General features: G+C 61.2%; 27 protein-coding genes. All 27 read right to left on the reverse strand.

The annotated features are described in order from the left end of the window. Position 1 precedes the first annotated feature (1 nt). The 27 genes from fliR to A7317_RS20870 all read right to left on the reverse strand — a co-directional run bounded on the left by fliR (position 2) and on the right by A7317_RS20870 (position 25,961). Positions 2-787, reverse strand: a complete 786-nt coding sequence (gene fliR / locus A7317_RS20740; RefSeq protein ID WP_024076701.1) for a flagellar biosynthetic protein FliR — start codon at positions 785-787, stop codon at positions 2-4. 4 nt (positions 788-791) lie between these two features. Further along, positions 792-1,061, reverse strand: a complete 270-nt coding sequence (gene fliQ / locus A7317_RS20745; protein WP_003214552.1) for a flagellar biosynthesis protein FliQ — start codon at positions 1,059-1,061, stop codon at positions 792-794. A 4-nt stretch (positions 1,062-1,065) separates the two neighbouring features. Beyond that, complete coding sequence (gene fliP / locus A7317_RS20750) at positions 1,066-1,809, reverse strand: flagellar type III secretion system pore protein FliP (protein WP_024076702.1); 744 nt, start codon at positions 1,807-1,809, stop codon at positions 1,066-1,068. Next, the gene (gene fliO / locus A7317_RS20755) at positions 1,809-2,243 is read right to left on the reverse strand and encodes a flagellar biosynthetic protein FliO (protein ID WP_024076703.1); all 435 of its coding nucleotides are present in this window, start codon (positions 2,241-2,243) and stop codon (positions 1,809-1,811) included. The genes fliP and fliO overlap by 1 nt, the downstream gene beginning before the upstream one ends. Position 2,244: 1 nt before the next feature. Then, positions 2,245-2,712: a flagellar motor switch protein FliN gene (gene fliN, locus A7317_RS20760; RefSeq protein WP_024076704.1), complete on the reverse strand. Its 468-nt coding sequence runs from the start codon at positions 2,710-2,712 to the stop codon at positions 2,245-2,247. Between the two features lie 56 nt (positions 2,713-2,768). Further along, positions 2,769-3,737, reverse strand: a complete 969-nt coding sequence (gene fliM, locus A7317_RS20765; protein ID WP_024076705.1) for a flagellar motor switch protein FliM — start codon at positions 3,735-3,737, stop codon at positions 2,769-2,771. Positions 3,738-3,746: 9 nt separating this feature from the next. After that, positions 3,747-4,253 (reverse strand): flagellar basal body-associated protein FliL, encoded by a 507-nt coding sequence (gene fliL, locus A7317_RS20770; protein ID WP_024076706.1) that lies wholly within the window; start codon positions 4,251-4,253, stop codon positions 3,747-3,749. A gap of 223 nt (positions 4,254-4,476) precedes the next feature. Then, complete coding sequence (locus A7317_RS20775) at positions 4,477-5,868, reverse strand: flagellar hook-length control protein FliK (RefSeq protein ID WP_069076744.1); 1,392 nt, start codon at positions 5,866-5,868, stop codon at positions 4,477-4,479. 118 nt (positions 5,869-5,986) lie between these two features. Further along, positions 5,987-6,331 (reverse strand): Hpt domain-containing protein, encoded by a 345-nt coding sequence (locus A7317_RS20780; RefSeq protein WP_024076708.1) that lies wholly within the window; start codon positions 6,329-6,331, stop codon positions 5,987-5,989. A 30-nt stretch (positions 6,332-6,361) separates the two neighbouring features. Next, positions 6,362-8,080: an ATP-binding SpoIIE family protein phosphatase gene (locus A7317_RS20785; RefSeq protein ID WP_069076745.1), complete on the reverse strand. Its 1,719-nt coding sequence runs from the start codon at positions 8,078-8,080 to the stop codon at positions 6,362-6,364. Further along, positions 8,077-8,382 carry an STAS domain-containing protein gene (locus A7317_RS20790; RefSeq protein ID WP_024076710.1) on the reverse strand — a complete coding sequence of 102 codons (306 nt, stop codon included), beginning with the start codon at positions 8,380-8,382 and terminating at the stop codon, positions 8,077-8,079. The genes A7317_RS20785 and A7317_RS20790 overlap by 4 nt, the downstream gene beginning before the upstream one ends. Positions 8,383-8,490: 108 nt before the next feature. After that, positions 8,491-8,940 carry a flagellar export protein FliJ gene (gene fliJ / locus A7317_RS20795; RefSeq protein ID WP_024076711.1) on the reverse strand — a complete coding sequence of 150 codons (450 nt, stop codon included), beginning with the start codon at positions 8,938-8,940 and terminating at the stop codon, positions 8,491-8,493. Between the two features lie 3 nt (positions 8,941-8,943). Beyond that, entirely contained in the window at positions 8,944-10,302 is a 1,359-nt protein-coding gene (fliI, locus tag A7317_RS20800; protein WP_024076712.1) for a flagellar protein export ATPase FliI, read from the reverse strand. Then, positions 10,292-11,056: a flagellar assembly protein FliH gene (fliH, locus tag A7317_RS20805; RefSeq protein WP_024076713.1), complete on the reverse strand. Its 765-nt coding sequence runs from the start codon at positions 11,054-11,056 to the stop codon at positions 10,292-10,294. Before fliH ends, fliI begins: the two co-directional genes overlap by 11 nt. Before the next feature lie 10 nt (positions 11,057-11,066). Continuing rightward, positions 11,067-12,086, reverse strand: coding sequence for a flagellar motor switch protein FliG (gene fliG / locus A7317_RS20810; RefSeq protein WP_010563975.1), 1,020 nt, complete (start codon positions 12,084-12,086; stop codon positions 11,067-11,069). After that, positions 12,079-13,857 (reverse strand): flagellar basal-body MS-ring/collar protein FliF, encoded by a 1,779-nt coding sequence (fliF, locus tag A7317_RS20815; protein ID WP_024076714.1) that lies wholly within the window; start codon positions 13,855-13,857, stop codon positions 12,079-12,081. Before fliF ends, fliG begins: the two co-directional genes overlap by 8 nt. 16 nt (positions 13,858-13,873) lie before the next feature. Next, complete coding sequence (fliE, locus tag A7317_RS20820; RefSeq protein WP_024076715.1) at positions 13,874-14,203, reverse strand: flagellar hook-basal body complex protein FliE; 330 nt, start codon at positions 14,201-14,203, stop codon at positions 13,874-13,876. A gap of 128 nt (positions 14,204-14,331) precedes the next feature. Continuing rightward, positions 14,332-15,708 (reverse strand): sigma-54-dependent transcriptional regulator, encoded by a 1,377-nt coding sequence (locus tag A7317_RS20825; protein WP_024076716.1) that lies wholly within the window; start codon positions 15,706-15,708, stop codon positions 14,332-14,334. Between the two features lie 6 nt (positions 15,709-15,714). Then, positions 15,715-16,926 (reverse strand): sensor histidine kinase, encoded by a 1,212-nt coding sequence (locus tag A7317_RS20830; protein ID WP_069077440.1) that lies wholly within the window; start codon positions 16,924-16,926, stop codon positions 15,715-15,717. 110 nt (positions 16,927-17,036) lie between these two features. Then, on the reverse strand, positions 17,037-18,512 hold the full coding sequence (locus tag A7317_RS20835) for a sigma-54 dependent transcriptional regulator (RefSeq protein WP_024076718.1): 1,476 nt from the start codon (positions 18,510-18,512) through the stop codon (positions 17,037-17,039). 168 nt (positions 18,513-18,680) lie between these two features. After that, entirely contained in the window at positions 18,681-18,977 is a 297-nt protein-coding gene (gene fliT, locus A7317_RS20840) for a flagellar protein FliT (RefSeq protein ID WP_024076719.1), read from the reverse strand. A gap of 25 nt (positions 18,978-19,002) precedes the next feature. Further along, the gene (fliS, locus tag A7317_RS20845) at positions 19,003-19,407 is read right to left on the reverse strand and encodes a flagellar export chaperone FliS (protein ID WP_024076720.1); all 405 of its coding nucleotides are present in this window, start codon (positions 19,405-19,407) and stop codon (positions 19,003-19,005) included. A 139-nt stretch (positions 19,408-19,546) separates the two neighbouring features. Continuing rightward, positions 19,547-20,956 (reverse strand): flagellar filament capping protein FliD, encoded by a 1,410-nt coding sequence (gene fliD, locus A7317_RS20850; RefSeq protein WP_024076721.1) that lies wholly within the window; start codon positions 20,954-20,956, stop codon positions 19,547-19,549. An 81-nt stretch (positions 20,957-21,037) separates the two neighbouring features. Then, positions 21,038-21,388 carry a flagellar protein FlaG gene (locus tag A7317_RS20855; RefSeq protein ID WP_024076722.1) on the reverse strand — a complete coding sequence of 117 codons (351 nt, stop codon included), beginning with the start codon at positions 21,386-21,388 and terminating at the stop codon, positions 21,038-21,040. 74 nt (positions 21,389-21,462) lie between these two features. After that, positions 21,463-22,878, reverse strand: a complete 1,416-nt coding sequence (locus A7317_RS20860; protein WP_024076723.1) for a flagellin — start codon at positions 22,876-22,878, stop codon at positions 21,463-21,465. Positions 22,879-23,152: 274 nt separating this feature from the next. Beyond that, a complete protein-coding gene (locus A7317_RS20865) occupies positions 23,153-24,082 on the reverse strand; it encodes a ketoacyl-ACP synthase III (RefSeq protein WP_024076724.1) in 930 nt (309 codons plus the stop codon). Positions 24,083-24,359: 277 nt separating this feature from the next. Continuing rightward, positions 24,360-25,961, reverse strand: a complete 1,602-nt coding sequence (locus tag A7317_RS20870; RefSeq protein ID WP_024076725.1) for a flagellar hook-associated protein 3 — start codon at positions 25,959-25,961, stop codon at positions 24,360-24,362. Position 25,962 lies beyond the last annotated feature (1 nt).

The following is a 25,962-nucleotide window of genomic DNA, read 5'->3' on the forward strand; positions in this document are numbered from 1 at the left end:
CTCAGCGCGCCCGTGCCAGATCACGTAAGAACTGCAGGGCGTCGGTCGCCAGCGGTTGATACTGATTGAGAATGTCAGCCATGCCGACCCAGAAAATCCCCATGCCCAGCACCAGGGTCAACGGGAAACCAATCGAAAAGATGTTCAGTTGCGGCGCCGCGCGGGTCATCACGCCGAACGCGATGTTGACCACCAGCAGCGCGGTGATGGCCGGCAACACCAGCAGCAGCGATGCGCCCAACACCCAACTCAGGCGCCCCACCAGTTCCCAGAAATGATTGACCACCAACCCCGAGCCCACCGGCAAGGTGGTGAAGCTTTCGGTCAGCACCTCGAACACCACCAGGTGGCCGTTCATGGCCAGGAACAGCAAGGTCACCAGCATGGTCAGGAACTGTCCGATCACCGCCGCCGACACGCCGTTGGTGGGGTCGACCATGGAGGCGAAGCCCATGCCCATCTGGATCGAGATGATTTGCCCGGCAATCACGAACGCCTGGAAGAACAGTTGCAGGGAGAAGCCAAGCAGCGAGCCGATCAGGATCTGTTCCGCAATCAGCATCAGCGCACTGAGGTCCAACGCATTGACCGGCGGCATCGGCGGCAGGCCGGGTACCAGCACCACGGTAATCGCCACGGCGAAGTACAGGCGGATGCGGCGTGGCACCAGGGTAGTCCCGAACACCGGCATGCTCATCAGCACCGCCGTGACGCGAAACAGCGGCAGGATAAAGGACGCCACCCAGGTACTGATCTGGGTATCGGTCAAGGCCAGCAGCGATTGCATGGGCTCAGCCGATCAACTGCGGAATACTGCCATACAGCTGCAGGATGTATTCCATGAAGGTTTGCACCAGCCACGGGCCGGCGACGATCAGCGTGATCAGCATCACCAGCAGACGCGGCAGGAAGCTCAAGGTTTGTTCGTTGATCTGGGTCGCGGCCTGGAACATCGCCACCAGCAGGCCAACCAACAGGCTCGGCACGACCAGCACCGCCACCATCATGGTGGTCAGCCACAGCGCTTCACGGAACAGGTCGACCGCTACTTCTGGAGTCATGTCGCTACACTCCGCCGAAACTGCTGGCCAACGTGCCGATAATCAGCGCCCAGCCGTCCACCAGCACAAACAGCATGATCTTGAACGGCAACGAAATAATCAGCGGCGACAGCATCATCATACCCATGGCCATCAGCACGCTCGCCACCACCAGGTCGATGATCAGGAACGGGATAAAGATCATGAAGCCGATCTGGAACGCAGTCTTCAGTTCAGAGGTGACGAACGCCGGCACCAGGATGGTCAGCGGCGCCTGGTCCGGGGTGGCGATGTCGGTCCGCTTGGACAGTCGCATGAACAACTCCAGGTCGCTGGAGCGGGTCTGCGACAACATGAAGTCCTTGATCGGGCCCTGAGCCTTGTCGATCGCGTCCTGGGCGGTCATTTTCTCCGCCAGGTAGGGCTGCAGGGCTTGCTGGTTCACCTTGTCGAACACCGGGGCCATGATGAACAGCGTGAGGAACAACGCCATGCCGGTGAGGATCTGGTTCGAAGGGGTCTGCTGCAGGCCCAGGGCCTGGCGCAGGATCGAGAAGACGATGATGATCCGCGTAAAGCTGGTCATCAGCATGACAAACGCCGGGATAAAGCTCAGCGCGGTCATGATCAGCAGGATCTGCAGGCTGACCGAATACTCCTGGGCTCCGGCCGCGTTGGTACCCAGGGTGATCGCCGGGATCGACAACGGGTCGGCGGCCAACGCCAGTGGCGCGACCAGCCACAGCATGAGCGTCAATAAAACGCGCATTACTTCTTATCCTTCTGATCCTTGCCCAGCAACTCCATCAGGCGCTGGGCGAATTCTGGCGTGGCGGGCTGGGACGCGTCCACGTTCACCGGGGTCTTGAGCACATGCAGCGGGGTGATGCGGCCGGGGGTTATACCCAGCAGAATCTGCTCCTCGCCCACCTGCACCAGCACCAGCCGATCACGTGGGCCGAGGGCGCGCGAGCCGATCATCTCGATGACCTGGGCATTGCCCGGGCCGATGTTCTGCACACGGCGCATCAGCCAGGCCAGCACGAAGATCAAGCCGACCACCAGCAACAGGCCCAGCACCAGCTGGGTCAGTTGCCCGCCGACGCCACCGCCCACCGGCGCAACGGCGGCCTGGGCCACCGGCTCGGCGGCCCAGGCCGCCAATGGCAGCGCGACTAACAGTCCCACCATCAGCCGTTTCATATCAGCGCAACTTCTTGATGCGTTCGCTCGGGCTGATCACGTCGGTCAAGCGGATGCCGAACTTTTCGTTGACCACCACCACTTCGCCATGGGCGATCAGGGTGCCGTTGACCAGCACGTCCAGCGGCTCACCCGCCAGGCGGTCCAGCTCGATCACCGAGCCCTGGTTGAGTTGCAGCAGGTTGCGGATGTTGATGTCGGTGCTGCCCACTTCCATGGAGATCGACACCGGGATATCGAGAATCACATCCAGGTTCGGGCCATCGAGGGTCACCGGCTCGTTGTTCTTCGGCACGCTGCCGAACTCTTCCATCGGCAGGCGCTTGCCGGCCGGCGCGGTGGCGGCGTCAGCGGCCAGCAATGCGTCGATATCGTCCTGGCCGACATCACCGGTTTCTTCCAGGGCCGCGGCCCATTCGTCGGCCAGGGCCTGGTCTTCGGCGGAAGTGCTTTCGTGTTCGGTAGCCATTACATGTCCTCGGCGGAGCAAACATTCATAAATGGGGGTGCATCAATCGGGGTGGCTCAGCGACGGTTGATCGCCTCGACCACTTGCAGCGCCAGGTTGCCCTTGTGGGAACCGAGCTTGACCTTGAACGACGGCACGCCATTGGCGCGCATGATCATTTCTTCCGGCAATTCCACTGGAATCACATCGCCTGGCTGCATGTGCAAAATATCGCGCAAGCGCAACTGGCGACGGGCCACGGTGGCGCTCAGGGGAACGTCGACGTCGAGCAGGTCTTCGCGCAGGGCCTTGACCCAGCGTTCGTCCTGGTCGTCCAGGTCGGACTGGAAACCGGCGTCGAGCATTTCGCGCACCGGCTCGATCATCGAGTACGGCATGGTCACGTGCAGGTCGCCGCCGCCGCCATCGAGTTCGATGTGGAAGGTGGAAACCACAATGGCTTCGCTGGGGCCGACGATGTTGGCCATGGCTGGGTTCACTTCCGAGTTGATGTACTCGAAATTGACTTCCATGATCGCCTGCCAGGCTTCCTTCAAGTCGATGAAGGCTTGCTCCAGCACCATGCGCACCACCCGCAGTTCGGTCGGGGTGAATTCACGGCCTTCGATCTTGGCGTGACGGCCGTCGCCGCCGAAGAAGTTGTCCACCAGCTTGAACACCAGCTTGGCGTCGAGGATGAACAGCGCGGTGCCGCGCAACGGCTTGATCTTGACCAGGTTGAGGCTGGTGGGCACGTACAGCGAATGCACGTATTCACCGAACTTCATCACCTGCACGCCACCTACCGCCACGTCCGCCGAGCGGCGCAGCATGTTGAACATGCTGATCCGTGTGTAGCGGGCAAAACGTTCGTTGATCATCTCCAGGGTCGGCATGCGTCCACGGACGATGCGATCCTGGCTGGTCAGGTCATAACTTTTGACGCTGCCGGGCTCGGCAGCCGTTTCGGTCTGTACCAGACCATCGTCCACGCCATGCAACAGCGCATCGATTTCATCCTGGGACAGCAGGTCTTGCACGGCCATGTCGTGATCCTACTGCAATACGAAATTAGTAAAGAGCGCCTGCTCGATCACCACTTTGCCGAGCTCCTTCTGGGCCACTTCCTGCACGCTGGCGGTGACCTTCTGGCGCAGCATTTCCTGGCCCACCGGGGTGGCCAGAGCGTCGAAGCTCTGCCCGGAGAACAGCATGACCAGGTTGTTGCGGATCACGGGCATGTGCACCTTGAGGGCATCCAGGTCGGCCTGGTTGCGCGCCAGCAAGGTGATGCTCACCTGCAGGTAGCGTTGACGGCCGTTCTGGTTGAAGTTGGCGACAAAGGCCGGAAGCATCGGCTCGAAGATTGCCGGTTGCTTGACGTTACTGGCGGTTTCGGCGGCGGGTGCCGGTTTGCTTGCACTGCTGTGCATGATGTACCAGGTGCCGCCCACAGAGGCGCCAATGGCCAGGAGCAGGCCCAGGACAATCACCAGGATAAGCTTGAGCTTGCCCTTACCCTTGCCTGCGGGTGCTGTTGCTGCGTCGTCGCTCTTCGCCATGCCAATAATCCGTCACTATTCGGGGATTCATAGATCTTCGGAAAGGCAAGAGCAAGTGTTATGCCAGAGTTGTCTGGCTGGACGCAGACGAGGGAACACCACAAATCAAGTGTGGGAGGGGGCTTGCCCCCGATAGCGGTGTATCAGTCAACTGATGGATGAACTGACACACCCTCATCGGGGGTAAGCCCCCTCCCACATTTTGTCCTATGCCAGACTTACATCAGGCGTAGTAATCGACGGCGCTGGAGCCGACCACGGTCTGGGTCACCGGCGCGACGGCCGCGGCCACCTCGGCGTGATCCGTCAAGTCACCGCCGTCACCCCGGCCGCCGCTGCCGCTCACGCCGCGCGCCTGGTTCTGCTGCTGTTGTTCCTGGCCCTGGCCCTGCCAGCCACGGGACTGGTCGGACACGTTGACGTCCACCTGGCCCATGCCCTGCTGGGCAAACATCTCCCGCAGACGGCCGGACTGGCTTTCCAGCGCCTCACGCACCACGGCGTGACCACTCATGAACGTCACCTGGGCCTGCTGGTCCGCCGTCATGTTGACCTTGATATCCAGGCGCCCCAGCTCAGCCGGCTGCAACTGGATTTCCGCCGACTTGAGGTTGGCGCTGGACAGGTACATCACGCGGTTGACCACTTCTTCTGTCCAGCCGCTCTGATGCATGGCCAACGGTGCGTTGGCCACCGGCGGCAAGGCGTTGGCGGTTTTCGGCGTGGCGGCCTGGGTCAGTGCGGCCAGGCGGTTGGCAAAATCATCGACACGCGTATCGCTGCTGGCGTTCTTCAGGTCCTTGAGGCCGCCTTCGATGAGCCCGCTGAAGGCTTTGTCGCCCCCCTGGTCGGTGCTGTCCTTGGTGGCTTGCTGGTCGACCATATTGGCCATGCCAGCGGCAAAGCTCTGTGCAGCGGTCGGTTGATCCTGAGTCGTAGTCGGTGCGGTTTTCGCCGGTGTCTGGCTGCTGGCCGACACATGACCGCCCTGCTCCATCGCCAGGCGCACGGCCGGCATGGCGTCGAGGGGGTCGGCTTCGGGGTCGAAAGCCGGTGGCTGGGGCTGATCGGTGGCGGCGACGGGTGCGGCGACCACGGGCTGGGCCTTGTCATCCTTGGCAGCGGCAACAGGCGCCGGCGCCGGCGTTTCCACCGGCGCCAGTACCGGTACCGGCACCACAACCGGGGTGACCGTGGCAATCAAGGCCGGGTCGACCACCGGGTCGACTGGAGGCTGCTGCGCCAGTGTCGGATCAGTGGGCTTGTCGCCGTCACTGCTCGCGCTGTCACTGGACTTGGCCGGTACGCTGGCAGGCAAGGAATTGCCGCTATCGGCAACCGCTGGCGTGCTGGCGGCAGGTTTGTCGTTGTTGGCGGCAGGCTTATCGTTGTTCGCGACCGGTTTGGCGCTGTTGTCGGAAGGCTTGTCCCGCGTGGATTTTGGCGCGTTATCGTCGGCCTTGACCGTCGGTTTCGACGCCTGGCTGGCGAACACTTGAGCGAAGCCAGGGCCCTTGTCCCGTGGGTCCGCAGCCACTGCCGGTGGATTGGCGGCGGGCGCTTGAGCCTTGGCCGCAGGGGCAGCCTGTAGGAGCGAATTAGGGGCGACTGGCATAGGTAAAGGTCTCCACTGCATGGGGATCGGAGATGCAGTAAAAGACATACAGCAAGAGTCGGGCCAGGTTTGCAAAGGACGCCTTGATCGTTCCCCTCACCCAGGGCAACAACGCTCATCACATCTGAAAACGCTGGCGCTCCGACTCATACAGCGGCTTGACCAGCGCAAACTCATGATCGATCTGGTCGACCAAGGCCCCCAGGTCCGCCGCGGCCTCGACGGACTCGGCCTCCAGCCGCTGGCACAACTGCGCCAAGCGTACCGCCCCCAGGTTGCCGCTGCTGCCCTTGAAGCTGTGGGCAATGCGCCCCAATGCCTTGGCATCATCGCGGGCCTTGCGCAAAGCTTCGACGCGCTTTTGCGAATCGTCAAGAAAGGTATCGAGCAGCTTGGGATAGTCGCCTTCCATGATTTCCTGCAAACCCGACAACACGTCTGGGTCCAGATGAACCTCAACCACTTGTTCGCTCCTTGATCAAGAATCGGCGGATTATGCCAGAGCCTCCCAGGAAAACTCCACGCAGACACTGCGCCCGCCATCGGACCAGCCTATCGCGCTGCTCAACTGGCGCACCAGACTCAGGCCACGGCCAGACAGACGGTCGAAATCCAGCGGCCGCGCCAGCACCTGCTCCACATCGAACCCAGGGCCACTGTCTTCGACGCGCAGGGTCATCTTGCCCCCCGCGGCGGTGGGCGAAACTTGCACGTGCACACGCACGTAGCCGCTGTTGAGGTGCGCCAAGCGCTCATTGCGCTGGCGATAATACTGCGCAAACCCATGGGCATCGCGCTTGAGCCGCGAGTCCAGGCCCAGCACGCCGTGCTCCAGGGCGTTGGAATACAGCTCGGCCATCACCGTGTAAAGCGCCCCGCTCCGCTCCCGCAGGCCGTGGATCTCCAGCAACAGTTGCAGCAGATAGGGCAAGGGGTTGTAGCGCTTGAGGGTCTCGGCGCGAAATTCAAAACTCACCGACCAGTCCAGCGGGCACGATTGGCCGCTGTCGGCATATAACAGCCCCGTCGCACGCAACGGCGGATCCGCTTGCAGGGTAATTTCCACCAGGCTGACGTCGTCCCGCGCCTCTCCGCGAAACGCCGCCAACGCCTGCTCGATGTCTTCGAACAGCCGCTCGGGCTCGCGATTGGACGCGAACACCTGCTGCAATCGCTCGACACCGAACAACTGTTCATTGGCATCGGCGGTATCCAGCACGCCATCCGACAACAGAAACACGCGGTCGCCCAGGGCCATGGGCCAGACTTCAGTGCGATCATCAAACGCCTGCGCTGACAGCACCCCCAGCGGCAAATGCCGGGACAGCAGTGGCGTGCGCCGCCCAGTGGCGATGTCGTGCACATAGCCTTCGGGCATGCCGCCGTTCCACACCTCCACCGCCCGCCGCTGCGTGCTCAGGCACAACAGGGTGGCGCAGCAGAACATGTCCACCGGCAGGATGCGTTTGAGCTTGGCGTTCATCTCGCGCAGGATCTGCGCCAGGCCGTAGCCCTTGGCGGTCATGCCATAAAACACCTCGGCCAACGGCATGGCGCCCACCGCCGCCGGCAAGCCATGGCCGGTAAAGTCGCCGAGCAGCACATGCATATCACCCGACGGCGTATACGCCGCCAGCAGCAGGTCACCGTTGAACAGCGCGTAAGGCGATTGCAGGTAGCGAATATTCGGGGCGGCATTGATGCAGCCGGAATGGGCGACTTTATCGAACACCGCCTTGGCCACCCGCTGCTCGTGCAACAGGTACTCGTGGTGCCTGGCGATCAAGTCGCGCTGCTGCAACACCGTGGCTTGCAGGCGGCGCAGGCGGTCCATGGCGTTGATCTTGGCCGACAGGATCAACGGGTTGTAAGGCTTGGGCAGGAAGTCGTCGCCGCCCGCATCCAGGCACTGGGCCAGGGCTTCGCTCTGGCGCAGGGAAGTGAGGAAGATGATGGGCACCAGTGCTTCGCCGGCCAGCTGCTTGATCCGGCGCGCCGCTTCAAAGCCATCCATCACCGGCATCAGTGCATCCATCAACACCAACTGCGGGCGGTCGCGGTTAAACACCGCGACCGCTTCCTCACCATTGCTGGCCGTGAGGACTTGATGGCCCTGGCGCCGAATGATGGTCGACAGCAGCAGCAGGTCGGCGGCGCTGTCCTCGGCGATCAGGATAGTCAGCGCCTCGAGGACGGGGGCCAGGACGCTCAACTGATATCGAACAGTTTGTCGAAATTGGAAATGGCGAGGATCTTGCGCACATCGGAGTTGATGTTGATCACCTGGACTTCCGCGTCGTCGCCGCCGGCATGGTCCCTGAGCAGCAGGAGCATGCCCAGTGCCGAGCTGTCCATGTAGGTGGTGTCTTTCAGGTCGACCACATACAGCTCAGGCACCTTGTAGAAACGCTCATAGGCGTCACGAAACACCTGATGGCTGCCGAAATCGAACCGGCCCTTGATAGCGATCGTCAACTTCTTCCCATCCAGGGATACTTCTGACATGACTGACATACGACTGCTTCCTTGTCATTGGCATAGACACAAGGTGTAGCAGGTGAACCGGATGTGGGCAACATTGCCAATCAAATGTAGGAGGGGGCTTGCGCCCGATGGCGACCGTCAGAATGGTGATTGGCGGGGAAGACGCTGGGACAACTCATCGAGCAGCTTCTGCTCGCGCTTGTCTTCAATGGCCCGCGCTTCATCGATATAGCGCTGCACCAGCTTGCGCAACCCTTCTACCCGGGCATAGGCCGCTTGCCAGCTCTCGCGGGCCTTGTCGAGGTTGTTCTGGTGCCAGGCCAGGCTCTGGCGCTGCTGGCCGACGGCGGTTTCAAGCTGGTTGAGAAAGCCCTGGTAGCCCATCAGCCACTGCCCGGACACGCCCTTGGTGCCGCGCTCGATCCACTGCTGCTGGTACTCGCCGCGAAAGCGCTCCAAGTCGCCCAGTTTGCTTTCCGCCAGGCGCACCTGGCCCTGGAAGTAACCCAGGCGCTGCACGGCGGTTTTCTCGGCTTTTTCAGCCATCTCCACCACCGGGGCCAGACGTGACGAGCGACTACTGGCCATGGCTTAGCCGCCTGGCGCGGGGGCGAAGATGGATTGCAGGTGCGCTTCGCTTTCGCCCATGCTGATGTTGTCGTTGAGGCCCTGGCGCAGGTAGGTCACCAACTGCGGCTGCAGGGCGATCGCCAGGTCGGTCTCACGATCGCCGCCGGCCACGTAGGCGCCGACGCTGATCAAATCACGGCTCTGTTGATAGCGCGACCACAGTTGCTTGAACTGCTGGGCGCGCGCCATATGCTCCGGCGTGACCACCGACGGCATCACCCGGCTGATCGACGCTTCGATATCGATGGCCGGGTAGTGCCCCTCTTCCGCCAGGCGCCGCGACAGCACGATGTGGCCGTCAAGCACGCCCCGCGCCGAGTCGGCAATCGGGTCCTGCTGGTCATCGCCTTCGGACAATACGGTGTAGAACGCGGTGATTGAGCCCCCGCCCGCTTCGGCGTTACCGGCGCGCTCCACCAGCTTGGGCAGCTTGGCGAACACCGACGGCGGATACCCCTTGGTGGCCGGCGGCTCGCCGATGGCCAGGGCGATTTCCCGCTGGGCCTGGGCGAAACGTGTCAGCGAATCCATCAGCAACAGGACATTCTTGCCCTTGTCGCGAAAATACTCGGCGATGCGCGTGCAGTACATGGCGGCGCGCAAACGCATCAGCGGCGCATCGTCCGCAGGCGAGGCGACCACCACTGAGCGCTTGAGGCCCTCTTCACCGAGGCTGTGCTCGATGAACTCCTTCACTTCCCGGCCCCGCTCGCCGATCAACCCCACCACGATGATGTCGGCCTCGGTAAAGCGGGTCATCATGCCGAGCAACACCGATTTACCCACGCCGGTACCGGCGAACAGACCCAGGCGCTGGCCGCGACCGACCGTCAATAAACCGTTGATGCTGCGAATGCCCACGTCAAGCGGCTGGCTGATGGGGTTGCGGTTGAGCGGGTTGATGGTGGGGCCATCCATCGGCACCCAGTCCTCGGCTTTCATGCCGCCCTTGCCGTCCAGCGCGCGACCGGCACCGTCGAGCACGCGGCCGAGCATGCTCATGCCCATGGGCAGGCGACCGGTATCGGCCAGCGGCACCACGCGGGCGCCGGGGGCAATGCCCGCCAGGCTGCCGACGGGCATGAGGAAAATCTTGTTGCCGGAGAAGCCCATCACTTCAGCTTCGACCTGCACCGGGTGGTAGCTGTCGTCGTTGATCACCAGGCAGCGGCTACCCATGGCGGCCCGCAGGCCCTCGGCTTCGAGGGTCAGGCCGACCATGCGCAACAGGCGCCCTTCAAGGATCGGTTGGCCGGGCAACTCGGTGGCCTCGGCATAACCGCCGAGGCGCTTGGCGAAGCTGGTGCGATCAAGGCGCATCGGAGGCGTCCAGCTCAACACTCAGGTCAGGCTCGGCCGGGTGCAGGGCTTGTTCGTGGAGTTGATCGAAGAGCTTGGCCATGATCTGGCTGATGCGGGTTTCCACCGTGGCATCGATGCGGCTGTGCTCGGTCTCGACACGGCAACCACCGGGCAGCAACGCCGCATCTTCGACGATGCGCCAGGTTTCTTCGTGGCGCTCGCGCAGGGCTTTGACCTGCTCGAAATCCTGCGGGTTGATGTACAGCCGCACATTGCCGACGCCCAGGGGCAGCAGCTTGAGGGCTTCGCGCATCACACCCTCGATCTGGCTGGAGTCCAGCGCCAGCTCGCGCTGGATCACCTGGCGGGCGATGTGCTGCACCAGGCCGACCATGGCTTTTTCGATCTGCGAATCCTGCTCGGCGATGGGGTCGAACAGGCTGCCCATCAGGCGTTCCAGGCTGGTCAACTTGACGCTCAACGCGGCCTCGGCTTCCTGGCGCACCTTGAGGGTGGTGCTGCGAAAGCCGTCTTTTTCGCCGGCGGCAAAGCCTTCGTTGTAGGCTTCCTGGCGGATGCTTTCCAACTCTTCCAGGGTCAGCGGCTGGACTTCCTCCAGCGGCACTTCTTCCATTTCCGCCGGCAGTTCCTCGACCGGTTCAGGCTCGGGTTCCGGCACGTGCGGGTCGAAGCTGGGCAACGACCAGATGTCGAACCCGCCCACGTCCCGCGCGCGAATCAGATCGCTGGGCGTCTCATCTTTGCTCGACATGTGGGGCGCCTTAGATCATTTCTTCGCCGCCCTTCCCGCCGAGAACAATTTCTCCGGCTTCGGCCATACGGCGGGCAATCGTGAGGATTTCCTTCTGGGCGGTTTCCACGTCGCTGACGCGCACCGGGCCCTTGGCTTCCAGGTCGTCGCGCAACAGTTCGGAGGCGCGCTTGGACATGTTCTTGAAAATCTTCTCCTTGACGCCTTCGTCCGAGCCCTTGAGGGCCAGCACCAGCACGTCGGAGGAGACTTCACGCAGCAACGCCTGGATGCCACGGTCGTCGACATCGGAGAGGTTGTTGAACACAAACATGAGGTCTTCGATCTGGCCGGACAGGGTGTCGTCGATCTCGCGGATCGAGTCCATCAACTGGCCTTCGACCGAGCTATCGAGGAAGTTCATGATGTCGGCCGCGCGCTTGATACCACCCAGGGTAGTGCGCGAGGCATTGGAGTTGCCCGAGAACTGCTTCTCGAGAATCGTGTTGAGTTCTTTCAGCGCCGCTGGCTGCACGGTATTCAACGACGACACGCGCAGGATGATGTCCAGCCGGACCTTGTGGTCAAAATGGCCAAGCACTTCACCGGCCTGGTCCGGGTCGAGGTACGCCACCACGATCGCCTGGATCTGCGGGTGCTCGTAGCGGATCACGTCAGCCACGGCGCGCGGTTCCATCCACTTGAGGCTGTCGAGGCCGCTGGTGTTGCCGCCCAGCAGGATGCGGTCGATCAGGCCGTTGGCCTTGTCTTCGCCCAGGGCCGAGGTGAGCATCTTGCGGATGTAGCTGTCGGAGCCGACGCCCAGGCTGGTCTGGTCGCCGACGATCTCGACAAACTCGCTCATCACCTGTTCGACTTGCTCACGGTGCACATTGCGCATCTGCGCCATGGCCACGCCCACGCGCTGAACCTCTTTGGGCCCCATGTGACGCAACACTTGGGCGGCGTCGGTTTCACCCAGGGACAGCAGCAGGACTGCGGCTTTGTCGACCTTGGTGAGCTTGGCAACGGCGGCTCGATTATCACTCATCTGCGTTAATCCACTCTTTCACGACCTGGGCCACACGGCCCGGGTCTTCTGCCACCAGACTCTTGATTGCGTTCAACTGAGCGTCATAGCCTTCGCTCGGGCTAGGCAACAGGATGCTTTGCGGGCCGCCGAGGCTGACACGGTCGTTGGCCAGTTCACCGTCCAAGCCGCCCATGCCACCCAACTCGACGTCGCTGCCACCGAAGGCGGCCAGTTGTTTCTTGCCATGGCCGGTGATGTTGTTGAGCACCGGACGCAGCACACCGAACACCAGCACCAGGATGAACAGCACACCCAACACTTGCTTGACGATGTCCCAGAACCACGGCTGGGTGTAGAACGCCGGGTCGGCGATGACTTCGCCGCGCTCGGCAGAGAACGGCATGTTGATCACGCTGACGCTGTCACCCCGGCTGGCGTCGAAACCGACAGCGTCCTGCACCAGGCGAGTGAAGCGCGCCAATTCGTCGGCGCTCCACGGCGCGCGAGTCACAGCACCGTCAGCGGCGTTGACCTTGACCTGGTCATCCACGACCACCGACACCGACAGGCGATTGATCCGGCCCTGCTGTTGCTTGGTGTGGCTGATGGAGCGGTCGAGTTCGAAGTTCTTGGTGGACTGGTTACGCTTGTCCGCCGGGTAAGGCGCGAGCATTGGCTGGCCGGTGGCCGGGTCCATGATCTGTTGGCCATTGGCGTCCAGCAGTGGCTGGCCTGGAGCGATGGCGCCCGCGGTCGCCGCAGCGCCGCCCGTGGTTTGCGGCGCCGAGGCCGGCGACGGCGGTTGGTTGCTCAGGGCCCCCGGCACACCTTGCGGGCCATTGCTGGCGGTGCGTTGTTCGCTGGTGGACTGCTCGCTGCGCAGGGCCGGCTGGTCCGGGTTGAACTGCTCGGAGGTCGACTCGACGGCACTGAAGTCCACATCGGCCGACACTTCAGCCTTGTAGCGGTCGTTGCCCAGCACCGGCTGCAGAATATTGTGCACGCGCTGGGTGAGCATGCTCTCCATGCGGCGGCTGTAGTCAAACTGCTTGCCGGCCTGGGTCAGCGCGGAGTTTTCCGCCATGTCGGACAGCAGGTTGCCCTTCTGGTCCACCACGGTGATCTGCGACTTGCTCAATTCGGGAACGCTGGTGGCCACCAGGTTGATGATCGCCAGCACCTGGCCAGGCTCCAGGGAGCGGCCGGAGAACAGCTCGACCAACACCGAGGCACTGGGCTTGCGTTCGTCACGCACGAACACCGAGCTCTTCGGGATCGCCAGGTGCACGCGGGCACCCTTGACGTTATTCAGGCTGGAGATGGTACGCGCCAGCTCGCCTTCCAGGCCACGACGGTAGCGGGTGGCCTCCATGAACTGGCTGGTCCCCAGGCCCTGGTCCTTGTCGAGGATTTCAAAACCGATATTGCTGTCGGACGGGGTCACGCCGGCGGCGGCCAGCTTCATGCGCGCACGGGCCACGTCATCGGACTTGACCAGCAAGGCGCCGGAGTTGGGCTCGACGGTGTAGGCGATGTCGGCGGCGGCCAGGGTTTCCATGATCTGCTTGGAATCCATGCCGGCCAGGCTGCCATACAGCGGACGGTAATCAGGTTGCTGCGACCACAACACCACGGCAAAACCAATCGCCACGCTGGCTGCTAGGCCGACCATCAGGCCCACCTGACGCAACATGGTCATCTCGGAGAGGTTTTCCAGGAACGACAGGCCAAACAGCGGCGGTTTGCCGTCTGCCTTGGCGGGTACGTTGTCCACGACTGCTTCTGCCATGACTTAAATCTCGTCCTTAAACCGGCATCTGCATGATGTCTTGATAGGCTTGCACCAGCTTGTTACGGACCTGGGTCAACGCCTGGAACGAAACGCTGGCCTTTTGCGAGGCGACCATCACATCGGTGAGGTCCACGCCGCTCTTGCCGATCTCGAACGCGGTGGCCAACTGGTTGGAGGCTTGCTGGGTATCGCTGACTTTATTGATTGCCTTGCCGAGCATATCGGCGAAACTGCTTTGGCCCAATTCCGGCGCTGGCGCGACGGATTTCGGCTGAGCCATGGCATCCATTTGCATGGAGCGCATATCCAACATCAACCGATTGAACTCAATACCCTGGCTCATGACCTTCTCTCCGACAACCCGCAATTTTTTGACACTACGCAGCGATTACTGGGGAGGTAGCAACAAGGGTGCCAGCTCTGTAGCAACTCGTAAGAAAAGGCGACAAACCTTGTCAGTCTCGTTACGGATCAGGTGGCAAAAAGATACGCTTCCACGTCCATACCAGCATCGCGCATCTGCGCCAGCTTGTAGCGCAGGGTGCGCGGGCTGATGCCCAGGCGTTCGGCAGCCTCCTTGCGACGGCCGCGCTCGGCACGCAGGGTGTCGATGATCATCTGGAATTCGCGGCGCCGCAGGTCGTCACCCAGGGCACCGGCAGACTCGGCTTCGGCGACGACCGGAGCGGGCGCCAGGCTCGGCAGCGGCGCGGCGCCACTGCCCATGGCCAGGCAGAAATCCTGAGGCTGGATCAAGCCGCCCTGCTGCAAAATCAGCGCGCGCTGGATTGCGTTGTCCAATTCCCGCACGTTGCCGGGCCATGGGTAGCTGATCAAGCAGGCCTGGGCATCGGCCGACAGCCGCGCCTGGGCGTGCTTCATTTTTTTGACGTGGTTGTTCAGCAGCCGCTCGGCCAGCGGGAGGATGTCTGCCGGGCGTTCGCGCAACGGGCGCCAGGCCAGGGGGAACACCGAAAGCCGATAGAACAAGTCCTCACGAAAACGCCCTGCCGCCACTTCGCCCGCGAGGTCGCGGTTGGTCGTGGCGATCACACGGATATCCAGCTGGATCGGCTTGCGTGCGCCGACCCGCTCCACTTCACGCTCCTGCAACACCCGCAGCAACTTGGCTTGCAGGCCCAGGGGCATTTCGGAAATTTCGTCGAGCAGGAGGGTGCCGCCGTCGGCTTGCTCGAACTTGCCGGGCTGGGCCGCGATGGCGCCGGTGAACGAGCCTTTTTCATGGCCGAACAGCGTCGCTTCGAGCATGTTGTCGGGGATCGCGGCGCAGTTGATGGCGATAAACGGTTGCTTGGCGCGGCTGGATTGCTGGTGGATATAGCGCGCCAGTACCTCCTTGCCGGTGCCGGACTCGCCGGAAATCAACACCGTGGAGTCACTGCGCGCCACACGGGCCGCCAGCTCCAGCAATTGGGCACTGGCCGGCTCGAAGGCAATCGGACCTTCGCCGTCGGTGGCCGGGATCACACCCAGGGCATGCCGAGCGACCAGTTCGATCAGCGCCTTGGGTTCGAATGGTTTGACCAGGTAGTCCGCCGCCCCTTGGCGCATGGCGTCCACCGCCCGCTCCACCGCGCCATGGGCGGTCATCAGCAACACAGGCAACTGCGGCTGACGCGCACGCAGCAGGCCGAGCAACTGGTGGCCATCCATGCCAGGCATGTTCACGTCGCTGACCACCAGGCTGAAGGACTCCTGCTCGACGGCCTCCAAGGCGTCCTCGGCAGAACCGACCGCCCGGTAGTCATGGCCCGCCAACAGCAGCGTGTCAGCCAATGCCTCACGCAGGGCGCGATCGTCTTCCACCAATAAAACCTTGATAGCCATTGCTCTTTACTCCGCGCTTGCCGCGCTGACGAACAGCGGCAAGGTCATCAATGCACAGGTGCCGCGCCCCAGGTGGGAACGCAGCTGCAATTCTCCCTGATGAGCCCGCGCCACTGCCTTGACCACGGTCAGGCCGAGGCCCGTGCCGTTGGTCTTGGTGGTGAAAAAAGGTTCACCCAGGCGCCGCAGCACCGCCGGCTCGATGCCACTGCCGCTGTCGCTGATGCACAGGCGCAGGGTTTGCCCGCGCGTATACAAGTGCACCTTGAGCCGTGCGCCGGGGCCGCTGGCCTGGGTGGCGTTTTCGATCAGGTTGAGCAAGGCGCCCACCAGGGTGTCGCGGTTGCACAGCAACTCGCCGAGGTGGCTGTCGCACTGCCAGCGCACATTGGCTTCCTGGATATGGGTGGCTGCCGCCGCCTGCAACGACTGCATCAACCCCGACGGCGTGATGCGGTCGGTCAGCGGCAATTCGCCGCGGGCAAACACCAGCATGTCGCGCACCTGGTGCTCCAGTTCATGCAAGCGTTCCTTGAGGCGCCCGGCAAAACGCTGCTGGGTGGCGGCGGGCAATTGCTCATCAGTCAAATGGCTGGCGTAGATCAACGCGGCCGACAACGGCGTACGGATCTGATGCGCCAAAGAAGCGACCATCCGCCCCAGGGACGACAACCGCTCATGCCGCGCCAACTGGTCTTGCAGGTGACGGGTTTCAGTCAGGTCGTTGAGCAGCACCAGCTGGCCGGGCTCGGCGTCCAGGGAGCGGGTGGCAATGGACAGGCGGCGCCCGTCCTTGAGGGAGATTTCATGACCGTCGTCTTCGCGCGGCGCGAAGCAGCGGGTGATCACTTCACGCCACAACTCGCCCTCCAGCGGCAGGCCGAGCATGTCGCAGGCGGCCGGGTTGGCTTCGCGCACGCGACCCTGGTCGTCAATGACGATCACGCCGCCGGGCAACAGGTCGAGCAGGTTTTGCAGACGGTTGGCCAGGCGCTCTTTCTCGGCCAGCTCTTCCATGCGCTGGGCACTGACCACGGCCAGCTCACCCTTGAGCTCGGAGACCCGAGCCTCCAGCAGGCTGTAGGAATCAGTCAGTTGGCTGGACATCTGGTTGAACAGCGAAAACGCCTGCTCCAGGCCCTGGCGGCTCTGTTGCTCTACAGACGGGACAAGTCCCTGGAGATCAGGGACCGAAGTTAGTTGGGCGGCGTGGGGCATCATGCTCTCTCGCTTGGCTGACCGTCAGTTAAACGGAACGTTGCGAGGGCTGTAGCAATACCCGTGCCTAAAAAAAACCACCTATAAAACAGTGGCTTGAAAAACAGGCGTCAATCATCTGCCTGTTCATCACCTTCTCGACGACTCATACCGTACTTGCGCATCTTCTCCACCAGGGTGGTTCGGCGGATGCGCAGGCGCTCGGCGGCACGGGCGACGATGCCGTTGGCGTCGTCGAGGGCCTGCTGGATCAACCCTTGTTCCAGGTTGCCCAGGTAGTCCTTCAGGTCCAGGCCTTCCGGCGGCAACATGGCGGTAGCACCGAAGTCCGGGGTATGCCCGTTGATGGCGACCCGTTCTTCCAGGTCACTGCGCAGGCTGTCCACCAACTGCTCGTCTTCATCGTCGACGTAACGGAATTTTTTCGGCAGCTCGACCACGCCGATCACACCGTAGGGGTGCATGATCGCCATGCGCTCCACCAGGTTGGCCAGTTCGCGGACGTTGCCCGGCCAGCCGTGGCGGCACAGCGACATGATCGCGGCGGAGTTGAAGCGAATCGAGCCGCGCTTTTCGTGCTCCATGCGCGAGATCAGCTCGTTCATCAGCAACGGGATGTCTTCCACGCGCTCACGCAACGGGGCCATCTCGATCGGGAAGACGTTGAGGCGGTAGTACAAGTCTTCGCGGAAGCTGCCGACCTCGATCATGCTTTCGAGGTTCTTGTGGGTGGCCGCGATGATGCGCACGTCCACGCTCTGGGTCTTGTTGCTGCCAACGCGCTCGAAGGTGCGTTCTTGCAGCACGCGCAGCAGCTTGACCTGCATCGGCAGTGGCATGTCGCCGATTTCGTCAAGGAACAGGGTGCCGCCGTTGGCCAGTTCGAAACGCCCGGCACGGCTGGTGATAGCCCCGGTAAAGGCGCCCTTCTCATGGCCGAACAGTTCGCTTTCGAGCAGCTCTGCAGGAATTGCCCCGCAGTTGACCGGCACGAATGGCCCGTCGCGGCGCTTGGAGTGATAGTGCAGGTTGCGCGCGACCACTTCCTTGCCGGTGCCGGACTCGCCGAGGATCAGCACGCTGGCGTCGGTATCGGCCACTTGCTGCATCATCTGGCGCACGTGCTGGATCGCACGGCTGGTGCCGACGAGGCTGCGGAACAGGTTGGGCTCACGGTGGCGACCGCGTTCGCGGGCCTGGTCGTACATCTCGCGATAGACCTGGGCGCGGTGCAGGGAATCGAGCAATTTGCTATAGCTGGGCGGCATTTCCAGGGTGGAAAGTACACGGCGGCGCTGGTCTTCCGGCAGGTCGACAGAAGAAATATCGCCCATTAGCAACACCGGAAGGAACTCATCCCAGGTTGACAGTGTCTTTAACAAGCCCAGAACTGCACCAGGAGCGTTTACCGTCCCGATCAGCACACAAATGACTTCACGGCTCGATGACAATGAGCTGACCACCTGCTGCCAATCGTGGCTACCGCAGGGCAGATTTTCTTCGCCAAGAAAATTCAAAATCACCGCCAGGTCGCGGCGACGGACGCTATCGTCATCAATCAGCAGAATTTTGGTTTCACGCCACATGCAATAGCAACTTCCCTAGTAAACGCTCTGCCCCAGAGTGAGGGCAATCTAGACGCTTGTAAGACTTCTTACTTACTAGACGTCTGAAATCTGAAAACAGCACTAGTTAAGTCAAAAATGCTGGCACAGTCAAATATATGACGCGCCGTTCGGATTAACTGCGCCCGTTCAACCGAACAGATGGTAAACCTTTGACGCCTTTTTCGCTTGGTTGATCTGCGACATCTCTTCGAAAATCGCCTGGCGTTCGCCGGTCGTCACTTCCAGCAACTGCTGATAAACCGCGAGCAGGCTCTCCAGTTTCTCTCGCAACGCATCCTCGTCCACCGGCGCTTCGCTCAGCACCTCCTCGATCACACTGCGACAGCCCATATCCAGTTCGCCGATGGCGTCCCAGTTACGTTCGGCCAGCGCGTCGATCAAGGCGTCGCGGGTTTCATCAATGCGTTGCAGTGCTTGGCTCATGACGAGTTCCTCAAGGCCGATGGCCTTATTGTGCGGCACCCTGCGGTGCGGCAATGGCATCCCAGCCTTCTTTTACGGTAATCAGCAGACGAGCGACTTCGTCGATCATCTCGGCATCGTTGTGCAGGTTGGCCTGCATCAAGCGGTTGGTCATGTACACATACAGACCTTCCAGTTGCTGGACGTATTCCTTGTTGTCGCTTTTTTCCGCATCGAGGCCATCACGCAGGCCGATCAGGATGTCGGTGGCCTTACCCAGCATCAGGCCCTTCTGAGCGATATCGCCACGCGCCAGCGCCCCCTTGGCTTGCGCCATGCGGTCCAGGCCGCCTTCCATCAGCATCTGCACCAGGCGATGCGGGCTGGCTTCGGAGATCTGGGCATGGGAATTGACCTTCTGGTATTGGCGAAGGGCTCTCATGGGATTCATTTTCTACCTCGTGACAGGCAACAGCTGGAAGGATTGCAGTAACCATTATGTCGACCGGGTCGCAAAAAACTTTAACCCGGCGGCTCTACAAAGAACAAAGCCCAGGTCAACGGACCCGGGCTTTTTCAGGCGCAGTCAATCAACTGCTGCTGCTTTTTGAGCCACTGATTGCATTGAGCGTACCGAGAATACTGGTGCTCTGCTGACGCAACTGCGCTACCAGCGTATCCATGGCGGTGTACTTGCGGGTCAAGGCGTCCTGCATGGTGGTGAGACGGTCATCCAGATCGGTCTGCTGCTTGGTCAGGTCTTTCAGGCTGTCGGCCAACGAGGTGGTACGCGTGGCCAGAATCCCGGTGCTCGGCTTGGCATACGCGTCGGTAGCGGCCGTCAGGCGCGCCAGCAAGCCAGTCTTGCCGCTGAAGATACTGTTGATGTCAGCGGCATTGGTCAGCACCGCCTTATCCCACTGCTTGCTATCGATGCTCAGCGCGCCGGTATCCTGATCGGTTGTGACACCGAACTGCGCCAGGGACTTCAAGGTGCCGTTCCCCGAAAGCGCGTTGAACTCGTTGCGGATCGCCGACTGCAAGGTGCGCATGGTCGAGTCGCCGGTCAGGGTCGCGGCGATGGAGTTACCCGCGGCGTCCTTGGTGACCTTGGTCTCGGCGTTCATGGCCTTGAGCAGGGCGTTATAGCTGTCGACAAAGCCCTTGACCCCGGACTTCAGCGCGGTGGCGCTGGTAGTGACCGAGATGGTCATGGCGGTACGAAGCGGGTTGGTTGTATTCGGATCGTTGGCCGTGACCGTAGGCGACAGCGACAGCAACTTGATGCTTACCCCACTCACCGCATCCGTGATGCTGTTGGACTTGGACTCCGCCGCAATGCCATCGATGGTGTACTTGGCGTTCTGAGGCGCGCTGACTACCGTGTAGCCAGTATCAATCCCAGAGTTGCCCGACATCGTCAGGTCCGAACCGACCCCGCTATTGGTGGAGGTCAGGATCAGACGCGAACCGGTGGAGTCGGTGAGGATGTTGGCACTCAGGCCGGCGGTGCCGAACGTGGAGTTGATCGAATCACGCACCTGTTGCAGTGTCGCGCCTGCCGGCACACTCAAATCAAAGTTCTTGCCCGACTGCGTGATTGTCAGCGTTGTCGCCGTGGTGCCGGCGTTGACGACTGTCGACTGGCCACCGGCAAACGTTTTGGTCGATAGCTTCGAAGGCATGGCCAGCTGGTTGACGATCAGCGAGAAGCTGCCGTTCGCCGCACCTTGGTTGGCCGTCATGGTGGCGACCTTTTCATCCGAAGAGGTACCGGTCAAGCCACTGAAGCTGTTGTCGGTGCCCATGCTGGTCAGCGCACCACGGAAGGCGTCCAGGGCAGCCTGGATCTTGCCGATCGACGACAGCTGGGTAGTTGCCTTTTGCGATTGGGTATTGATCTGCGACTGTTTCGGCGCTCGCTCGGCATCTACCAGGGACTTTACAATTGCCTGGGTATCGAAGCCCGACCCCACGCCAGTAATCGTTGTACCCGCCATCATCTTTCTCCTTTTACGGTGGCTGCCGTTATCTTGACGAACAACACTTCAAGCCGTAACAGCAACAAGTTTCATGCCAGCTCAAGCCTTGTCGTCAAACAACACGTGACTGGCGCTGGACAGACTTTGCGCCAGCTTCAAGGCCGTTTCCGAGGGGATCTGGCGGATCACTTCACCGGTGTCGGTGGCAATGACCTTGACCACAACCCTATGGGTGGAAGCGTCAATGGAAAAATCCAGATTGCGCTGGGCCGCTTGTACGAATTCTTTAATATCGGTGACCGCTTTTTCCAGATCGTCCTTTTGGGACTTACCGGTGGCTGGCGCGGCCGGCTCAACCTTAGTCTTATCTTTGTCAGCAACCACAGGTGCCACAGTGCCTTGAGGGGCCTGTAGCGGATAAGACAAGTTCAGTTTTACATTCATGTCCATGCCCAATCTCCTCTGATTGGAAAAGACGAAAGGGCACGTAAACGCGCCCTCCCGTCATTTACCCAGCGCTGTAATTACTGAAGCAGCTTCAGTACAGCGGATGGCAGTTGGTTAGCCTGCGACAGGATCGCGGTGGAAGCCGACTGCAGGGTTTGCTGCTTGGTCAGTTCAGCGGCTTCGGAAGCGAAGTCGACGTCCTGAACAGTACTACGGGCAGACGTGGTGTTTTTCTGAATGTTGGTCAGGTTATCCACAGTGCTGGTCAGACGGTTCTGAACCGCACCCAGGCCCGAACGGGAGCTGGAGATGGTAGCGATAGCCTGGTCGATTACGGACACTGCGTTCTGGGCCTTGGTGGCGTCAGTCACGTCAGTCTGCGAAACCGTAACCTTGGCCGAAGCAGCCGAAGTAGCGGCGCCGAAGAGACCGGTCACACCAGCACCTTCCAGGGAGTAACCCTTGGAGGAGTTCATGTTCACAGCACCGGTAGCGATGATGCCGTCAGCCAGGGCAGTGGCAGTACCGTAGGCACCGGAACCGTCTTTGGTCGCAACAGTGATGGTACCGGCAGCGGTCGAAGCGCTGAAGGCCAGGTTTTCACCGGTGTCGGATTTAACCGACAGAGTGCCTTTGGATTCATCGTAGTTAACGCTGATACCCAGTTTGGCGGAGTTGGACTTCAGTTGCTCAGCCAAGCTGCCGGTATCGGTTACGCCGATGAACGTGGTGGCTTGGCCGCCAACGGTCATGGTGAACGAAGCCGGAGCAGCAGCAGCACCCGCGCCGACAACGAACTGAGCTTCAGTGCTGGCAGTAGCGCTCAGGCCACCGACGGCGCCATTCAGTTGGGCAGCGATGGTTTTAGCGGAAGCAGCGGCAGCTACGGTTACGTTGGTAGTCTGACCGTTACCAGTCACAGCGATTGCGCCACCAGCAACACCAGCACCAGGGGTGATGCCCAGGCTGTTGATCTGCTGCGAACCGATGTTGTTGGCAGCAACGTTGTCCAGGCTTACGTTGATGGTTTCGTTAGCGTTGGCGCCAACCTGGATAGCTTTGGTACCGTAAGAGCCGTCCAGCAGTTTCTGGCCACCGAAAGTAGTGGTTTGCGAGATACGGGTCAGTTCCGAAGTCAGAGCCTGGTATTCGTCGTTGTTCGACTTACGGTCGTCGGTGCTCAGGGAGCCAGTAGCCGAAGACAGAGCCAGGGTACGCATTTTTTGCAGAATGTCGGTCGAAGCCTGCATTGCGCCTTCAGCGGTTTGCGCGATGGAGATACCATCGTTAGCGTTCTTCACTGCTTGACCCAGGCCATTGATTTGGCTAGTCATGCGAGTAGCAATACCCAAGCCGGCAGCGTCGTCTTTAGCGCTGTTGATACGCAGGCCGGAAGACAGGCGCTGCATGGAAGTGGCCAGGGCGCCGCCAGCTTTGTTCAGGTTGCCCTGGGTAGTGATCGAAGCAATGTTGGTGTTTACTGTTAAAGCCATGACGAAATCCTCGTTGGATGGATACTGCGGCTTCCGGCCCTGGCAACCGCCGGGTGTGGCCTGAGAACCTACGTAATAGTTATCGTCGTGGTAGGCGGTTGCTTGAGCCTTTTTTTTATTTTTTTTACTGGCCTCGTGCCATCCCTTGTAATTCAAGGCTTTAGGCTGACTTTTCCCACCGGATTTTCTGGTTTTTTTGGCGCCAAATAAAAAACGCCGATGATCTTTCGATCATCGGCGTTTGCTTTTGCGGCGAACTCAGTCTACCGACGCGTCACGGACGATGCAGAATCGCCGAGCCCCACGACAGGCCCACGCCAAAACCGCTGATGGCCACGCGCTTCCAGGTAGCGTCCATCACGTGCTTCTCCAGCAGCAATGGAATACTCGACGACACGGTGTTACCGGTCTCGACCATATCCTTGATGAACTTGTCCACCGGGGCATCCTCGAAACGCCGCGCCACGGCATCGACAATCGCCGCACTGCCCTGGTGAATGCAGAACGCATCGATGTCGTCGGCCTTGAGCTGCGACTCATCGAGCAGCTCATGCAGGTGTGCCGGCACCTTGAGCAATGCGAAGTTGAACACCTGGCGGCCGTTCATGAAGAACACGCCATCACTGACCTTCAGGTGCGGCGCGCCGGAACCGTCGGTGCCGAACTTCGCCTTGCCCAGCAACCACGACGCGTCTTCGCCCATCCACGTGGCAGTGGCGGCATCGCCGAACAGCATGGTGGTGTTGCGATCTTCCGGGTCGACAATCTTGGAGTACGGATCGGCCGTGACCAGCAGGCCGTTTTTCAGGCCGGTGGCTTCCATGAAGCCTTTCATTGCGTAGATACCGTAGACGTAGCCCGAGCAGCCCAGGGAAATATCGAAGGCCGCCACGTGGGTCGGCAGGCCCAGCTTGTCCTGGACGATGGCGGCGGTGTGGGGCAAACCCTCTTCGTCGCCGTTCTGGGTGACGACGATCAGTGCGTCGATGGACTCGCGCTTCAAATCCGGGTTGTTGGCAAACAAAGCGTTGACCGCCTCGACACACAGGTCGGAGGTTTCCTGCGCAGCTTCCTTGCGCGGCAGAAACGCCGACCCGATCTTGCCAATGATGAACTCTTCATCCTTGGCGAATTTGGCACCCTGGGCGTAGTTATCGATCCCGTCTGCCGGCACGTAACTGGCGATGCTTTTTATGCCAATCATTGTGGCTTCCCAATACTAAATAGCTGGAGAACACCCCTCGGACGACGCCTGGAGTGCTGGACAATAAAGGGGATAACCCCATAAAAATCTCGCTGAAAGCCGCCCCGCAAGGACCCTGTGACGACTTATCCTTTTCACACGATACAGTGAAGATGCGCTTTATGACTCACAGGTCACTCAATTGTGTGTGCTTTGTGCAAAACCTTCAAACAATTAAACCCCAGAAACGAAAACGGCCCGCCCTGTTTCCAGAGCGGGCCGCTTGGCTAGACGCCGCTTACATCTTGTTGAACAGGCTCAACTGGGAGATTTTGACGAACGCCAATTGCGAGGCCTGCAACATGGTTTGCTGCAGCGTCAGATTGATCGCCGCCTCGCCCATATCGATGTTGGCCAGGTCACTCATGGTGCTGGTGTTGGCCAGGCCGATACTGGTGTTTTCGTCAGACTGGATGTCCAGGGCGTTGCCCCGCGCACCGATGGAACCCCGCACGTTGGTGATCTGCGACATTGAATTGGCCAGGTTGGCGATGGAAGCATCCAACACGTCCTTGAGCTTGACGGTCGCCGCCGGATTGCCGTCGGCGGGCAGCTCCAGCGCCTTGCGCAATTGGCCAAGGGTGTCCAGCGCATTCTGGGTTTTCTGGGTATTGGCCCCCACGGAAAACTGATCGCCCGCTTGCGGCGTCCCGCCGCTGATGTCAAAGGTCACCCCGGCCGCGGTCAAGGTTGTCCCGCCGCCGGTATCACCGGTGGCAATGGGCCTGCTATTGGCGGTGTAGGGCTGGGTATACATCTCATAGGCGGTGGCGCTGGTGAACTTGATCAGCGCCCCGCTGTTGGTCGGGAACGTGCTGGCATAGCCCGCCTGGCTGGACACGGTGGCATTGTTCAATTGTGCCGTGGACGCGTTGCTCGGCGTGCGCGAGATACTGAAGGTATCCGGCTTGGCTTCCAGGCTGAACGAACGATCCTTGACCAGCGCATCGGAGTTGGCGCCCGGAGCAACGTCGCCGAGGTTCATGGTGATGTCGAACTTCACCCCACGCAGCGCCACGCTGGTGCTGCCTTCCTTGGTGGCGTCGAAGGTACCGTTGCCGGCAATCTCCGAAGTCACGTCAGTGCCGTTCTTATCGGACACCTTGTATTGAGTACTGCTGGTAAAGGTCAGCTTGTACGGCTCGCCGTCGGCGAACTTACTGGCGTAGTCGGAGCTCGACGTCACCAGCCCGGCCGACAGCGCAACCTTGTTGTCATTGACCGTCGGCGGCACCGTCTGGGGCACAGGTGCAAGCCACGTGGCCTGGGTGCGACTGGAGTTGGCAGCGCCCTCCAGAACCGTCTTGCCGGTATCGCCAGCGTTGACCGTCAACGTATTCGACACTTGCAGGCTCAGCGGTGTTTCGTCGCCCTGATAGCTGTAGGTGCCATCATTGTTACGGCTGTAGGGCGGGGTCTGGGTCTTGGAACCGGAAAACAGGTAGTTGCCGGAAGAGTCCTTGCTGTTGAGCAAGCCCAGGACCTGATCCTCGATCGCCCCCACTTCACTGGCAACCGAGCGACGGTCGGCGTCGCTCAACGAACCACCGGCACGCAGGGCCAACTGAGTGGCGCGCTGCAAGGCATCGTTGATCGCGCCGAGCACGCTTTCTTCGTTGGTCAGGGAGTTTTTCAGGCTGGTGATATTGCCGTTGAACTGGCCCAGCATGTCTTTCTGCTGTTGCAGCAACAGCAAGCGCGCGGCGGCGACCGGATCATCCCCGGCGGTTTGCACACGCACACCGGAACTGGCCTGGTCTTGAGCCTTCACCACGCTGGAATAGTTGTCCGAATACTTGGCGGAACTGGTTTCGAAATATTGAGCAGTAGAAATACGCATC

It is taken from the genome of Pseudomonas fluorescens, from assembly GCF_001708445.1.
In the GTDB taxonomy this organism is placed as follows: domain Bacteria; phylum Pseudomonadota; class Gammaproteobacteria; order Pseudomonadales; family Pseudomonadaceae; genus Aquipseudomonas; species Aquipseudomonas gorinensis.